The following is a 15,540-nucleotide window of genomic DNA, read 5'->3' on the forward strand; positions in this document are numbered from 1 at the left end:
GAGACATGATTTGTGACAAACGCCAGCTGGCTTTATGATATAACCATACTACTTTATGCCCTTAGTGTACTGGGTTATTTTATTGATTTTCTGCAGAACAACCGGAAAGTAAATCAGTTTGCTTTCTGGTTGCTTTCTATTGTTTGGGTGCTGCAAAGTGCGTTTCTTGTAACGCAGATTATTGAAATTGGCGGTTTCCCGATTTTAACACCTTTTGAGGGGTTATTTTTTTATGCGTGGGTGATTGTCTCACTATCGCTCTTGATTAATTGGTTTTTTCGAGTCGATTTTTTTGTCTTTTTTGCAAATGTACTCGGTTTCAGCATTATGGCCATAAATTTATTTGCTACTCGAGAACAGGCTTCTAGTTTGTTAACAGAACAGCTGATGTCTGAGCTATCCATTATCCATATTACAATGGCGTTTTTATCATATGGGGCATTTTCGCTTTCGTTTATTTTTTCGATCATGTATTTGATTGTTTATCAAATGTTAAAAGGGAAAAAGTGGAGTAAGCGCTTAAGAAGATTTGGCGACCTTTCGCAGCTTGAGAAGCTCTCGTATTTATGTAGCGTTCTCGGCGTTCCTCTTTTATTACTAAGTCTTATTTTAGGGATTGTATGGGCAATGCTAAAGGTGGATCAATTTAGTTTATTTGATGCTAAGGTGATTATTTCATTTTTTGTATTAGGCGCTTACAGTACGTATTTATATCAGAAAGTGGCTAGAGAAATGGAGGGGCGATCCCTCGCTTTATGGAACGTTGCAGCGTTTCTAATTGTTTTAATTAATGTCTTCCTTTCTGGAACATTTTCAGAATTCCATTTCTGGTATGTGTAAGGGAGAACTGAAAGGTTGGAGGAGTGTTCATGCGTAAAATTGTCGTTGGCTCAAGAAGAAGTAAACTAGCGATCACGCAAACGAAGTGGGTGATCAGTAAGTTAAAAGAACTAAATCCAGGAGTAGACTTTGAAATAAAAGAGATCGTCACGCGTGGTGACAAAATCCTTGACGTTACTCTTTCCAAAGTAGGTGGAAAGGGATTGTTTGTGAAAGAAATTGAAGACGCCATGTTGAAAGGTGAAATCGATATGGCGGTTCATAGTATGAAAGATATGCCTTCTGTTCTTCCTGAGGGACTCATGATTGGTTGTATTCCTGAACGTGAAGATCATCGCGATGTGATTATTTCAGAATCAAAGAAACCATTTCGAGAACTACCTGAAGGTGCCGTAATTGGAACAAGTAGTCTTAGACGTGGTGCACAATTAAAAGCCATTCGTCCGGATGTTGAAATTAAGTGGATTCGCGGAAATATTGACACGCGTATCCGTAAATTAACAGACGAAGATTACGACGCCATTGTGCTAGCCGCTGCAGGCCTTCATCGCATGGGATGGTCGAAAGAAGTTGTAACAGAGTATCTTGATCCCGACTTGTGCGTGCCAGCAGTCGGACAGGGAGCGCTTTCGATTGAGTGTCGAGAAAGCGACGATGAGTTAAGAGCGATTCTAGAGAAATTTAGCGATAAGGAAACGACTAAGACTGTATTAGCTGAACGTGCTTTTCTTCATACGCTTGAAGGAGGCTGTCAAGTACCTATTGCAGGTCACGCCACGCTTAACGGTGATACGGTTACGGTTACTGGACTTGTTGGAGAGCCTGATGGGTCAGTCATTATTAAAGAAATGGAAATGGGCACTGATCCAATCCAAGTAGGTAATAAGCTTGCGAATCAAATGAAGGAACAGGGTGCTAAAGAGATTCTTGATCGTGTGAAAGAGGAATTAGATCAATGAGTTCTCCGCTCTCAGGAAAGCGTGTAATGGTCACGAGAGCTCGGGAGCAGGCAGCTACATTTACAAAATTAATCGAGGAAAGAGAAGGGATTTCCATTGAAATCCCTCTTATTTCTTTCGAACCTCGAAAACAATTATTACACTCGCTTCGCTTGAGCGAGTATAGCTGGGTTTTATTTACGAGTGCCAATGGCGTGCGTTTTTTCTTAAATCAGGTAAAACTTCCCAAAGGTGTAAAAATTGGCGCGGTTGGAAGTAAAACAGCAAAAGCTCTTAAGCGGTATGGAATACAAATTGATCTTATGCCTGATGATTTTGTAGCTGAAGGACTTGTTGCTGCGCTAGCCAAGCAAGCTACGCCCGATGAGAAGATACTACTACCAAGAGGAAATCTTGGTCGAGCAGTATTACCAGGGCAATTAAGTGAATTAGGGTACGAAGTGACTGATTTACCTATCTATGACACGGTCATTCCATTTGAATCCAAGGCAGCTTTAATTGAGGTAGTGGAAAACCGAGCATGTGATGTGATTACGTTCACTTCTTCGTCAACAGTCCATCATTTCGTTCAACTTCTCGGTGCGAACAATTTGAAAGATCAGCTTAAAGGGATCACAATAGTAGTCATTGGACCGATTACAGAGAAGACGTTGCGATCATATGGGATCGTACCGCAGGTTGTTCCTGAACAATATACCATTGAAGGAATGCTTGAAAGCCTGGAGGATTTCTTTGATAAATAGGAGGAAGAAGATAATGGAAACAGTAAACTTTCAACGTCACCGTCGCTTAAGACGATCTGAATCAATGAGATCGCTCGTTAGAGAAACGTATTTACATAAAGAGGACTTGATTTATCCAATTTTTGCAGTTGAAGAAGAGGATGTAAAGAGAGAAATTCCTTCAATGCCTGGTGTCTATCACTATTCATTAGACCGTTTGAATGAAGAGGTTCGTGAAGTAGTTGATCTTGGTATAAAGTCCATCATGATGTTTGGCGTTCCAAATCATAAAGATGCAGTTGGGTCAGAGGCCTATTGCGATACTGGCATTGTACAAAGAGCAATTGCCCAAGTTAAAGAAGAGTTTCCTGAGTTAACGGTGATTGCAGATACATGCCTTTGTCAGTATACAGATCACGGGCATTGTGGTGTTATAGAGAACGGATACGTACAAAACGATGAGTCTCTTGAACTACTAACTAAAACAGCGATCTCTCAAGCAAAAGCGGGGGCTGACATTATTGCCCCATCTAATATGATGGATGGTTTTGTGGCGGCTATTCGTCATGGTCTTGATGAAGCTGGATTTGTTGATGTTCCTGTTATGAGCTATGCTGTGAAATTTTCATCTGCGTTTTATGGTCCATTTCGTGATGCTGCACACAGTACGCCGCAATTTGGGGACCGCAAAACCTATCAAATGGACCCTGCCAATCGACTTGAAGCGATCCGAGAAGCAGAGAGCGACATTGAAGAAGGTGCAGATTTCTTGATGGTGAAACCGGCCCTTTCTTATCTTGATATCATTCGTGAACTAAAAGATCGCTTCCCGCTTCCGATGGTTGCGTATAACGTAAGTGGGGAATATTCCATGATAAAAGCAGCTAGTCAAAATGGATGGCTGAATGAACAAGAGGTTGTTCTTGAGAAACTAACAAGCATGAAACGTGCGGGAGCAGATTTAATCATTACTTATTTTGCAAAAGACGCTGCTCGCTGGCTAGATCAATAGAACCGAAAGAGAGGGACTACAAAAATGGGTAATTATGATCGTTCCAAAGAAGCTTTTAAAGAAGCATCTAAAGTGATGCCTGGCGGCGTAAACAGTCCGGTAAGGGCATTTAAATCCGTTGGCATGGATCCGATTTTTATGGAAAAAGGGAAAGGCTCTAAAATTTACGACATTGATCAAAACGAGTATATCGACTATGTACTCTCTTATGGACCACTTATCCTTGGCCATGCTGATGAACAGGTTGTGAATCGGCTTAAAGAGGTGACGGAGCTTGGAACGAGTTTTGGTGCACCTAGTCAGTATGAAACGAAGCTTGCGGAGCTTGTTATTGAACGAGTTCCTTCAATTGAAATCGTGCGAATGGTAAACTCTGGTACGGAAGCTACGATGAGTGCATTGCGTTTAGCAAGAGGTTATACCGGCCGAAATAAAATTTTAAAGTTTGAAGGCTGCTACCATGGCCACGGTGACTCTTTGTTAATTAAAGCTGGGTCTGGTGTCGCTACCCTTGGTCTTCCTGATAGTCCAGGTGTGCCCGAGGGCATTGCGAAAAATACTATTACAGTCCCGTATAATGATCTTGAAAGTCTTCGCTATGCCTTTCAGGAGTTTGGCGATGATATCGCGGGTGTGATTATAGAGCCTGTAGCGGGCAATATGGGTGTCGTCCCACCTCAGCAGGGGTACCTTGAAGAAATTCGCAAAATCACAGAGGATAATGGAACTCTTTTGATCTTTGACGAGGTTATGACAGGGTTTCGGGTAGGTTACAATTGTGCTCAAGGGTACTATAACGTTACACCTGATTTAACTTGCCTTGGTAAAGTCATAGGTGGAGGTCTACCAGTTGGCGCTTATGGTGGTAAAAAGGAAATAATGGAGCAAATCGCTCCAAGTGGTCCGATTTATCAAGCAGGGACATTAAGTGGGAACCCACTTGCTATGACAGCTGGTTACGAAACGCTTTCACAACTTACACCAGAAAGTTATCAGGAATTTGAACGTAAAGCAGAGAAGCTTGGAGAAGGGCTTTCAAAAGCTGCAGCAAAATACAACATCCCTCACACCGTTAACCGTGCGGGATCAATGGTTGGTTTCTTCTTTACTAACGAGGACGTCATTAACTTTGAAACGGCATCTTCTTCTAACCTTGATCACTTTACAACCTATTTCAAAGAAATGCTTGCTCAAGGAATTTCACTTCCACCATCTCAATTTGAAGGAATGTTCCTTTCAACCGCTCATACGGAGCACGACATTGATGAAACAATTGCTGCTGCAGAAGCAGCTTTCTCGAAGCTCGTTTAATTCAAAGCTACTGGCAAATATGTCAGTAGCTTTTTCTAATGACCAAACAATGAGAACTTTCTCATTCTTAATCAAATTAGACATAATCCTGTGAATTACTCATACATGTGTAATGTATGGATAATGTTTGAAAGGAGGAGAAAGCATGTCTGAAGGCACATATTTGCATTTCTCCGTAGAGGAGCAGGTCTGGTTAAAGAAAGGACAGGAAGTTGAAGAAGTTCTATCTATTTCACTTGATCCTGAAATTTCAATTGAAGAGTATGAAGATTATGTAGCTGTGAAAGGCTGTTTATATTTAACTGGAGAATATTTGCAGCGTGATCAGACCAGTGAGGAAGAAATGAATGAAGGGTCTCCTTATCGCTCGATTCATGAAGTACATGTAAGAGAAGATGGAACGGCATCGATGGGTCACCGCTTTCCAGTAGACATTACCATCCCTGCTAGTCGTGTAAGAAGTCTAGAAGATATCTTTGTTACGGTCGATACATTTGACTATACGCTAGTTGAGGAAAATTGCCTTCAGTTGAAAGCTGATATTTCCATTAGTGGAATTCAGGGTGATCAAAATCGTGAAGAAGTAGAAAGTGATTCTTCGGAAGATTATGAGGTAGAAGAAAGCGAATATGTTCATGAAGAGGAGGAGAATGTTTGGGAAAATGATATTAAATATGTCGATCATCAAGAAGAATCACTAGAACAGACCTTTCATTTACGATCTCCTCAAGTAGATATGCGAGCTCAGTCGAATCAGTTTGAAGTTGATTATTCAGAGACAAGTGCAGAAAATGAAGAGCACCAGGCGTATCAGGAACCAACGTACGATTATTTAACGCGAATGGCTCAGCAATTAGAGGGGTCAACTGAATACAACAATCAGCCAATCGTGGAAGAAACGCGCTCTAGCCACAACGAATACGTGGATTATGAAGAGGAAGAGATTTACGAAGAAAAGCAACAAGCACCACGCGAAGAAAATGCTCTTTATTTAACAAGTATGCTGACAAAAGAGGAAGAGCAATTTTCAAAAATGAAAATGTGCATCATCCAACCTGGTGATTCATTAACTGAAATTGCTGAGCGATATCGTGTTCTGCCAAGTCATCTTGCTCGTGTAAACCGTCTTGAAGAAGAAGAAGTAAAAGAAGGTCAGATACTCTATATTCCTATCAATCGATAACTTCGCTTGCCCCACTGCTAATGAATTATGAAATCGGCGGGGGGAAAAGGAGTAATGAAGATGAACTTATTAACACTTATAGCAGAAAAATACGGATTTAAAGAACTAAGGTGGGTTCAAACGCCTGATGTAATTATGACACACGTAGGAAAGCGAAAGGTATCATACTGGCGGGAGCGGGATTTGCTTGAGTATCATCTCAACTTCCGTGACCGTCTTTTTTTTAACTCTGGGATTATGTGTAATCGAATGATTCGCACCCTGAATCAAGAGGCATTCATTCCAATCGATTCAGGATTTCTGACAGTTCATGATTTTGTGGAAGATGAATTCGCGTATGAGCTGTTTCCAGAAATGGTAGGGTATCTTCTATCCTCCCTCATCAGATGTGGTATAGAGCAGGACGATTCTCATACTCTTTCGCCATTTCCTTACCGGGAGACAGTAAAAGCATTATCAGCAGTTAAGACGTTAGATCCAGAGTCGTATTTTCTCCTTATTAGCCTAATTCCAGATGTGAAAAAACGACTTTGCTATCATAAAGATATACTAAATGGAATGATTCCATTTTCATCTCATTCTTTAAAAGAAGTGATGGGTCAGCTTTACTTTGAATGTAGTGATGAAGCACCTGTTTCAATGTGTAAAGTGCTCTCAAATGAAGTGCATTTGTGGTATGAAAGAAAAAAGCGTTCCGATTTTAACCACTATTTTAACGCTTTATTAAGTGAAGTGGATCGTGAACTTAGAAGTGCGCTTATCCAAACAGTCATTGCGCCGTGGGAATGGCAAACGTGTATTCAGTCGCTTCAGAATGAAGGGAGCAACGTAGATCGAGTGATGAAGGAGTTCGTTGAAAAGTGGGAAGCGATGAAGGAGATAACGGGTTTAGTGGGGCTCTCCATCTTGGAGGGGAGGGTTGCGGTTCATGAGTGATCCAGCACTTCTATTTCAATATGACTTATATCCTGAACGTGTCATGAAAATGGGGAAAGTGACTAAGATTGAAACAGAACGTGGAACGTTTGCTCTAAAGGAGACAAAGCTAAGGAAAGACCAGATGGATCGTATCTTATACCTTGAGGAACGATTTAAACAGCTTAAATTTGAAAGTTTTGTACCTCTTGAACGAACGAAATACGGTGATGCTTTTGTTTATACAGGAGATGGAGTGGCTTATTTAACTCCCTGGGTGGACGGAGGCGAAGGACACGCTGCTCAAAAAGAAGAGCGGTTCATTCTAGACCTTGCAGAACTTCATGGGTATACTGCTAGAGATCAAGCATTTTCTGAAGAAGTGATCAAACAATCTTATCAAAAGATGATTTTTATGAGAGAAAGCAGACAGTTTGAAATGGAGAAATATGTTAATGCAATTGAAAAACGTATCTATCTCTCACCTTTTGAACTCACGTTTGTGACTCACTTTCACCAGTTAATGAAATATTGTGATCTTGCTAAAACAAGATTGGATCATTGGTATGAGCAGGTCTTAGAAGCGAAAAGATACCGCACTGTGTTTTGTCATGGGAAATGTTCGCCATCACATTATGTTATGAATGGCGGACGAGGGTATTTTATTAATTTCGAGAGAGCTGTCATTGATACGCCTGTTCGGGATCTTGCCTACTTTATTCGGTCATCTGTGCATCCATTTCAGTTTAATCCGGCAACGACAACTGCACATATTGGGCGATATGAATCGCAATTTTCGTTATTAGAAGAAGAGAAAGAGCTCCTTGCAAGCTATTTATATTTCCCTGAATCTGTTTTTAATAGTGTCACCCGTTTTAATGAGAATCGCCAGTACTGGCCCCATATTAAGCATGTCCGGTTATTTACGAAAAAAATAGAAGTGATGAATGGGATCGATCATGTGTTGCAAACATTTTAGATCCATTCAAAATAAAAACACACTTCTAGTGCTACAAGGATAATGAGGATAAGCACATCGACTGAAGTTGGAAATAGAATCGTTCGAATCGTCTGAAACACAATAAAGGGCGGAACAAATTGAGCGCAGATGTCCCTGAATTTATAAACAGCCGGTGGGAGCTGATAGCGATTCATTCCCCCAAAACGTTTTTTCATAGCGTATTCCCCTTTGTTTTCATCTGCCGTTACAAATAGTCTATGTATAAAAGCGGATGGGGTGATTAAGAAGGCAGAGAACTGGCTAAGCTAAGAAAAAGGGCGCTTAGTATCTTGACGATCTTGAATCTACACGGTAAACTTATTTATACAAATAGTCGACAGGCAAAGATAGGGAGTAGTAGAATGTGAACCCTTCAGAGAGAGAAATCGTCCGCTGAAAGATTTCTCAGGATCGTAGCATTTGAAGTCGCCCTTAAGCTGTTTCTCTGAAATAGTAGTAGGAGAATCCGGTAATCCCGTTATTGGAATGAAGCGTATAGCTAACGCTTGTTTAGCTGTAAATAAAGGTGGTACCGCGAAGAAACTTCTTTCGTCCTTTTCCTAAGGATGGGGGGAGTTTTTTTGTTATTTAAAAACACCTCTTCATGAAAATGGGAATGCGACATCGGCCTAAGACTTATTGAATGGAAAGGAAGAGTGGCAATGGTGAATAAAGAGCTATCGATGCCGACGAAATACGATCCGAAGGCAACCGAGCAAAAATGGTACCCATATTGGGTAGATGGTAAGTTTTTTGAAGCAACAGGTGATAAAGCGAAAGAGCCTTATACAATTGTAATTCCGCCGCCAAACGTTACAGGTAAACTTCATTTAGGGCACGCCTGGGACACAACGTTACAAGATATTCTCTCACGTGTAAAGCGAATGCAGGGCTACGATGTTCTCTGGCTGCCAGGAATGGACCATGCAGGGATTGCCACACAGGCGAAAGTTGAAGGGAAGCTTCGTGAAGAGGGAACCTCTCGTTATGATCTTGGACGTGAGAAGTTTCTTGAGAAGTCATGGGAATGGAAAGAAGAATACGCAGACTTTATCCGCAGTCAGTGGGCGAAGCTTGGTCTTTCTTTAGACTATTCAAGAGAGCGTTTTACACTTGACAACGGTCTGTCTGATGCAGTGCGTGAAGTGTTTGTTAAGCTTTATGAAAAAGGGTTAATTTATCGTGGAGAATATATTATCAACTGGGATCCCCAAACTAAAACGGCTCTTTCTGATATTGAAGTCATTCACCAGGAAGTAACGGGACATTTCTATCATATGCGCTATCCTCTTGCTGATGGTTCAGGGCATATCGAAATTGCAACAACGCGTCCTGAAACCATGCTTGGTGACTCAGGAATTGCGGTTCATCCTAAAGATGAGCGTTACAAGCATCTTGTTGGAAAGAAAGCGATCTTACCAATAGTAGGTCGTGAGATTGAAATTGTGGCAGATGACTACGTGGATATGGAATTTGGCTCTGGAGCTGTTAAAATCACTCCAGCCCATGACCCTAATGACTTTGAAATTGGTAATCGTCATAACCTTGAGCGTATCCTTGTTATGAATGAAGATGGCTCAATGAATGAGAATGCAGGCGACTATCAAGGAATGGATCGTTTCGAATGTCGTAAAAAGCTAGTAAAAGATTTGCAGGAAAAAGGGATTCTTTTCAACATTGAAGAGCACGTTCATTCCGTAGGGCACTCTGAACGAAGTGGTGCTGTAGTAGAACCGTACCTTTCCACTCAGTGGTTCGTTAAAATGGGCCCACTTGCTGAGCAGGCGATTGCGCTTCAAAAATCAGACGACAAAGTTAACTTTGTCCCAGAACGATTCGAGAAAACTTACTTAAATTGGATCGAAAATATTCGTGACTGGTGTATTTCGAGACAGCTCTGGTGGGGCCATCGCATTCCTGCATGGCATCATAAAGAAACAGGTGAGATTCACGTTGGATTGGAAGCGCCAGCAGATATTGAAAACTGGCAGCAAGATGAAGATGTACTTGATACGTGGTTTAGTTCGGCGCTCTGGCCTTTCTCAACGATGGGCTGGCCGGACGAGGAAGCAGCAGACTTTAATCGCTATTATCCAACGAACGTTTTAGTCACAGGGTATGACATCATCTATTTCTGGGTAGCGCGTATGATTTTCCAGGGCATTGAGTTTACAGAGCAACGTCCATTTAATGATGTATTGATTCATGGTCTTGTACGTGATTCTGAAGGACGTAAGATGAGTAAATCACTTGGTAACGGTGTTGATCCGATGGATGTTATCGAGAAGTACGGTGCTGATTCGCTTCGTTTCTTCCTATCCACTGGTTCATCTCCAGGTCAGGATCTTCGCTTCTATTGGGAAAAGGTAGAGTCTACTTGGAACTTTGCTAATAAGATCTGGAACGCTTCACGTTTTGCTCTTATGAATATGGATGGCATGACGTATGAAGAGCTTGATTTAACCGGTGAGAAATCGACAGCGGATAAATGGATTTTAACTCGCTTAAACGATACGATTGAACAAGTGACGCGTCTCATTAATAACTACGAATTTGGGGAAGTTGGTCGCTACCTTTATAACTTTATCTGGGATGACTTCTGTGACTGGTATATTGAAATGGCGAAACTACCGCTATATGGCGAAGATGAAGCAGCCAAGAAAACAACGCGATCTGTTCTCGCTTATGTACTGGATCAAACGATGCGCCTTCTTCATCCCTTCATGCCGTATCTGACAGAGGAGATTTGGCAGCACCTTCCGCATGAAGGAGAGTCAATTACGGTAGCAAGCTGGCCAGTGAAGAATGACGAACTTCACTTCCCTGAAGCAGCAGCTGATATGGCGCTACTTACTGAGATTATTCGTTCCGTTCGAAACATTCGAGCTGAAATGAATGTAGCACCAAGCAAGCCGATTGAACTTCGCATTAAACCGAAGTCAGGGGAAGCACAAAAGCAGCTTGAACAAAACAGTCAATACATTGAGCGGTTCTGTAATCCTGAGACATTAACCATCTCCGCCGATCTTCAGGCACCTGAAAAATCAATGACAGCTGTGGTATCTGGAGCAGAGCTATTTCTCCCGCTGGAAGGCTTAATTAACATTGATGAAGAAATTGAGCGACTAAAAGGAGAAATGAAGAAGCTCGATGCTGAAGTCGATCGAGTACAGAAAAAGCTCGCTAATGAACGCTTTATCAGTAAAGCTCCTGAAAAAGTTGTTGAAGAAGAACGAGCGAAAGAAAAAGACTATCTTGAAAGAAGAAGTAACGTGGAAGCGCGCATAAATGAACTAAAAAAATAAGAAATTGACGAATCTCTTCTTAGAGATTCGTCTTCTTTTAAGGAGGAGCGAGAATGTTTCAGTCATATGAAGAGGCAGTAGGTTGGATACATAGTTTGTTAAATCACGGCATCAAGCCCGGGTTGGAGCGAATGGAATGGATGCTCGAACAGCTTGATCACCCGGAAAGACGATTAAAAACCGTGCATGTTGGTGGGACAAATGGAAAAGGTTCAACCGTAACTTACATGCGGACGGTGCTTGAAGAGTCAGGCTATGAAGTAGGAACGTTTACTTCTCCTTATATTGAATCGTTTTCGGAACGAATAGCTGTGAATGGACAACCCATTAATGAAGGTGACTTAATAGCTCTCTGTAATCGTGTTCAGCCACTCGTTGAGATGGCATCCGTTTCACCCCTTGGTTCTCCAACCGAATTTGAAGTGATTACAGTTATTGCCCTCATGTACTTTGGAACAATTGCCTATCCAGATCTTGTTTTAATGGAGGTTGGTCTAGGGGGGCGACTTGATTCAACTAACATTATTCATCCACTTGTTAGTGTGGTTACAAATGTTGGCTATGATCACACTCATATCCTCGGTAGTGATCTAAAACAAATTGCCTATGAAAAAGCAGGAATTATTAAGTCAGGTGTTCCGCTCGTTACAACTGCTGAAAAAGAAGAAGTACTAACGCTTTTGCATGAAACAACAAAAGTGAAAAACACGAAAATTTACCGCTTGAATAAAGAATTTTCTGTAGTCGAACATAGGAGTGACGGTAAAGGAGAGCGCTTCTCTTTTCAATCCCCATATCGTAAACTCGTTGATCTCTACATTCAAATGAAAGGTGAACACCAGGTTAAAAATGCAGGTGCAGCGCTCATGGCGCTTGAGTACTTGCGTGTTTTTTATGGTCTACATATTGAACAAGATATGGTTCAACGGGGTCTTGAAAGAGCCGCATGGCCAGGACGATTTGAGAAGCTTAGTTCCAATCCACCTATTATTGTAGATGGGGCACACAATCCTGAAGGTGTTCAAAGTCTGGCAAAAACCCTGCAACAGCATTACGCTGAGGCGAAAATTCACGTTATTTTCAGCGCACTAGGAGATAAAGATATTGAATCAATGTTAAAGCCGCTCTATTCGCATATTCATACGATTACCTTTACAACTTTTGATTTCCCACGGGCGATTTCAGCTGAGAACTTATTCAAAAGAGCGACCTTCTCACCAAAATCGTACGAAGAAGACTGGAGAAGAGCAATAGAAACAACCATTGAGCAGATGGGTGCCAATGACCTACTGTTAATAACGGGTTCTCTCTACTTTGTATCTGAAGTTCGTCGTTTTCTAAAAAATTAGAATTTAATGCAAAAAAATAGGACTTTTTCGCTACTTTTTGCTAAAATGGAACGTAACCACATGCGAATGGAAAAATATTCTTTCTTTAAAGGGAAGATGGAGGGGGAAATAATTGACGGCAACAATGAAACGTAACGTCTGGATTGTATGGCTTTTGTGCTGGCCACTACTCATTTTTGCAACGTTCTATTTCTTTCCCCCCGATTTTACAGGGAATATGGCCGATATTTTTGCGCTCTTTGTACTTCTTGCCGTTGTTGCCATGATGCCAATCAATGTGAAAGGAACGGACCTTTTTTTTATCCAGGGAATTTCATTAGCAGTCTTTCTTAGGTACGGTTTATTCGTGGAAACAATCTTAACTCAGTTAGCGATTCTCGTATTTTTGTTGAATTTGCGCGTCACGAGGAAAGATAGTCACCGCTACCCTGTTAATATGCTCATGTTTATGATTGTTTCACTCGTATCAGGAGGACTTTTCTATTTACTTGGAGGCTCTACGGGTGAATTCTCTGGGGATGCAATTACTCAACTTGTTCCCTCTATTGTTTACATTCTGTCGCTAATTGTTGTTAATCAAATACTCCTTCATTTTTTACGCATCTCTATTTATAAAGAAGCTGATACGAAATTTTTTGGGAAAGATATGCTTTGGGAAGCGATTTCCACAGGGGTAACACTTCCAGTCGGGTTCCTTTTGTATATGTTACATACCTATCTTGGCACAATTGCCATCTTCTTTGTCGGGGTACCTTTTGTTCTAGCATCTCTTATGCTCAGGTTGTACTACTCGAGTCGAAAAGTGAACGATCTGCTTCAACAAACGAGTGAAATTGGTCAGCAAATTACCCAGTCTCTTGATACGGATGAAATCCTGCATTTGTTTTTGAACGAAGTAAAGGATATGTTTGTTGTTGATTATGCCTATATCATGGATGCGGAGCAGGTAAAGAAGCTAACAATTATTAAGAGTTTTGAAAAGGGGAGAGGCGTTCGGGATAATGGAGATGATAGCCTTTTTGAGGAAGGGATTAGCTCAAGAGTCTGGCGAAGTGGACGTAGTCGATTATATACAAAGCGAGCACAGTGGAAAAATCTAACTAGAGGAATTCTTCCACAAACAGCGAACGCTGTTATATCAGTACCAATGAAGCGTAATAAAAAGGTTGTCGGCATCATCACACTAGCAACCGATCGCGTTCGGTCATATGAAAAACATCATATTCTTGTTCTTCAAATTTTGGCGAACTATTTAGCGGTTGCGGTTGATAATGCAAGACACTATGAAGAGACAAAAAGGCGAAGTGAGCGGTGCCCGTTAACGAATTTGTACAATTTCCGATTTTTTGGTGAGTTATTAGATGAGAAATATAAGCGTTTTGACGAAACCCCTGACCCATTCTCCATTATTCTTCTTGACTTGGATCATTTCAAAAAAGTAAATGATACGTTTGGTCATCACAGCGGAAATGAAGTGCTTTGTGGAGTGGCGAATCGACTGGAAGAAGAGATTGGAGAACGAGGGACTGTTGCACGGTTTGGCGGAGAAGAATTTGTAGTTCTCCTTGAAAGTCATTCTCATAATAAGAGTTTACAAGTTGCTGAAGACTTACGATGTGCTATTGCGGACCGGCCGTTTGAAATCTTTAATGATCTTGATAACGGCAATCGTCAGGTCATATACGTAACGGCAAGTATAGGTGTAGCAACCGCTCCTGAGCAAGGAGAAGATCCCCAAACGTTAATACGAAATGCAGATCGGGCAATGTATACGGGGGCAAAGCAACAAGGGCGCAATCGTGTTGCGAGCTATGTTGGATGAGTAAATCCCTATTCTTCACAGTGCGGAGGATAGGGTTTTTTGTTTCGCATTTCCTTAATCATACAATTGACAGTTTTGCAGAAATTGTGTATTTGCAGGTTTTTCTGTTTTAAATTTAAAAAGGTTGTTAGCCATAAGTTGGGAGATTAAGTTTAAAACTACCATTGCTTTTTTGAAAAATCATATGAAGAAGGATGAAAGATATGGAGGTTTGGTTACATAGTTATTTATTTCTAATTGGCCTTGCTCTTGGTTCTTTTTATAATGTTGTTGGTCTTCGTGTGCCGATCAAACAATCGATTGTCGCCCCTCGTTCATCTTGTCCAACATGTGCACGCGAGCTTTCACCATATGAGCTTGTTCCTGTTTTTTCATATTTGTTTCAGCGGGGAAAATGTAGAGGATGTTCTTCAAGTATTTCATCTATTTACGCATTTGTTGAAATTGTTACAGCTCTTCTTTTTACAGCCGCACCTTTTTTGGTAGGATGGTCAAAAGAATTGATGATTTCCTATGGATTGATTTCGCTTCTCGTTATTATCTTTGTTTCAGATACCATATATATGTTAATTCCTGATCATGTTCTTTTATTTTTTGCAGCTTACTTTGTTTTGGGGAGAATTATTGTTCCGATGGATCCATGGTATAGCCCTTTGATAGGGGCGGTAGGAGGCTTTTTATTGCTCCTGGTAATTGCTGTGATTAGTAATGGGGGAATGGGTGGCGGTGACATTAAATTGTTTGCGGTACTAGGATTTGTTTTTGGATATCAAGAATTAATCATTGTCTTTTTCTTTTCTACATTAGTTGGGACGATTATTGGGGTCACGGGGGTATTGATTGGAAAAGTAAAAAGGAAGCAGCATATTCCGTTTGGACCTTCTGTGGCGTTGGCAGCTCTTATAACGTATTTTTATGGCGAACAACTCTTACAATGGTATTTTTATTTTCTTTTATAAAGGAGTGAATACAGGCTATAAGCTTTTTCTATCTTAAACTAAAATAAGTTAGATTAACTTCTTTGAACTCCTCGCTTATGAACGAGGGGTTTTTATGTGATGTCATCCTTTTCAACTCTAGTATTTTCAGTTCTAGCATTTCGCGAGATTTCATAGACTGTAG

The 15,540-nt window shown here is 41.0% G+C and carries 13 protein-coding genes and 1 other annotated feature; of the genes, 12 read left to right on the forward strand and 1 reads right to left on the reverse strand.

The annotated features are described in order from the left end of the window. Nucleotides 1–12: 12 nt before the first annotated feature. From LC090_RS06755 to LC090_RS06790, 8 genes are all read left to right on the forward strand, one after another. A complete protein-coding gene (locus tag LC090_RS06755; RefSeq protein WP_226656481.1) occupies nucleotides 13–840 on the forward strand; it encodes a cytochrome C assembly family protein in 828 nt (275 codons plus the stop codon). 29 nt (nucleotides 841–869) lie between these two features. Beyond that, nucleotides 870–1,799 carry a hydroxymethylbilane synthase gene (gene hemC, locus LC090_RS06760; protein ID WP_226656483.1) on the forward strand — a complete coding sequence of 310 codons (930 nt, stop codon included), beginning with the start codon at nucleotides 870–872 and terminating at the stop codon, nucleotides 1,797–1,799. Then, nucleotides 1,796–2,542: a uroporphyrinogen-III synthase gene (locus LC090_RS06765; protein ID WP_226656486.1), complete on the forward strand. Its 747-nt coding sequence runs from the start codon at nucleotides 1,796–1,798 to the stop codon at nucleotides 2,540–2,542. The genes hemC and LC090_RS06765 overlap by 4 nt, the downstream gene beginning before the upstream one ends. 13 nt (nucleotides 2,543–2,555) lie before the next feature. Beyond that, nucleotides 2,556–3,533, forward strand: coding sequence for a porphobilinogen synthase (hemB, locus tag LC090_RS06770; RefSeq protein ID WP_226656488.1), 978 nt, complete (start codon nucleotides 2,556–2,558; stop codon nucleotides 3,531–3,533). Nucleotides 3,534–3,557: 24 nt separating this feature from the next. Then, nucleotides 3,558–4,844 carry a glutamate-1-semialdehyde 2,1-aminomutase gene (gene hemL, locus LC090_RS06775; protein ID WP_226656490.1) on the forward strand — a complete coding sequence of 429 codons (1,287 nt, stop codon included), beginning with the start codon at nucleotides 3,558–3,560 and terminating at the stop codon, nucleotides 4,842–4,844. A gap of 145 nt (nucleotides 4,845–4,989) precedes the next feature. Next, on the forward strand, nucleotides 4,990–6,027 hold the full coding sequence (gene spoVID, locus LC090_RS06780) for a stage VI sporulation protein D (RefSeq protein WP_226656492.1): 1,038 nt from the start codon (nucleotides 4,990–4,992) through the stop codon (nucleotides 6,025–6,027). A gap of 60 nt (nucleotides 6,028–6,087) precedes the next feature. Then, nucleotides 6,088–6,963, forward strand: coding sequence for a hypothetical protein (locus tag LC090_RS06785; protein ID WP_226656494.1), 876 nt, complete (start codon nucleotides 6,088–6,090; stop codon nucleotides 6,961–6,963). Then, nucleotides 6,956–7,921, forward strand: coding sequence for a phosphotransferase (locus LC090_RS06790; protein WP_226656496.1), 966 nt, complete (start codon nucleotides 6,956–6,958; stop codon nucleotides 7,919–7,921). Before LC090_RS06785 ends, LC090_RS06790 begins: the two co-directional genes overlap by 8 nt. On the opposite strand, the gene LC090_RS06795 is transcribed toward LC090_RS06790, so the two are convergent. After that, a complete protein-coding gene (locus LC090_RS06795) occupies nucleotides 7,918–8,118 on the reverse strand; it encodes a hypothetical protein (protein WP_098444420.1) in 201 nt (66 codons plus the stop codon). The two genes, LC090_RS06790 and LC090_RS06795, sit on opposite strands and share 4 nt — an antisense overlap. A 159-nt stretch (nucleotides 8,119–8,277) precedes the next feature. Further along, nucleotides 8,278–8,502 (forward strand) — a binding site (T-box leader). 102 nt (nucleotides 8,503–8,604) lie between these two features. On the opposite strand from LC090_RS06795, the gene LC090_RS06800 reads away from it, so the two are divergent. The 4 genes from LC090_RS06800 (at nucleotide 8,605) to LC090_RS06815 (ending at nucleotide 15,377) form a co-directional block, all read left to right on the forward strand. After that, on the forward strand, nucleotides 8,605–11,247 hold the full coding sequence (locus tag LC090_RS06800) for a valine--tRNA ligase (protein ID WP_226656498.1): 2,643 nt from the start codon (nucleotides 8,605–8,607) through the stop codon (nucleotides 11,245–11,247). Between the two features lie 53 nt (nucleotides 11,248–11,300). Next, nucleotides 11,301–12,596 (forward strand): bifunctional folylpolyglutamate synthase/dihydrofolate synthase, encoded by a 1,296-nt coding sequence (locus LC090_RS06805; RefSeq protein WP_226656500.1) that lies wholly within the window; start codon nucleotides 11,301–11,303, stop codon nucleotides 12,594–12,596. A gap of 112 nt (nucleotides 12,597–12,708) precedes the next feature. Continuing rightward, nucleotides 12,709–14,418, forward strand: a complete 1,710-nt coding sequence (locus LC090_RS06810; protein ID WP_226656502.1) for a sensor domain-containing diguanylate cyclase — start codon at nucleotides 12,709–12,711, stop codon at nucleotides 14,416–14,418. Between the two features lie 203 nt (nucleotides 14,419–14,621). After that, nucleotides 14,622–15,377 (forward strand): prepilin peptidase, encoded by a 756-nt coding sequence (locus LC090_RS06815; RefSeq protein ID WP_226656504.1) that lies wholly within the window; start codon nucleotides 14,622–14,624, stop codon nucleotides 15,375–15,377. The last annotated feature ends 163 nt before the right edge of the window (nucleotides 15,378–15,540 follow it).

The organism is Guptibacillus hwajinpoensis (assembly GCF_020524165.1).
GTDB classification, from domain to species: Bacteria; Bacillota; Bacilli; order Bacillales; family Guptibacillaceae; genus Guptibacillus; species Guptibacillus hwajinpoensis_D.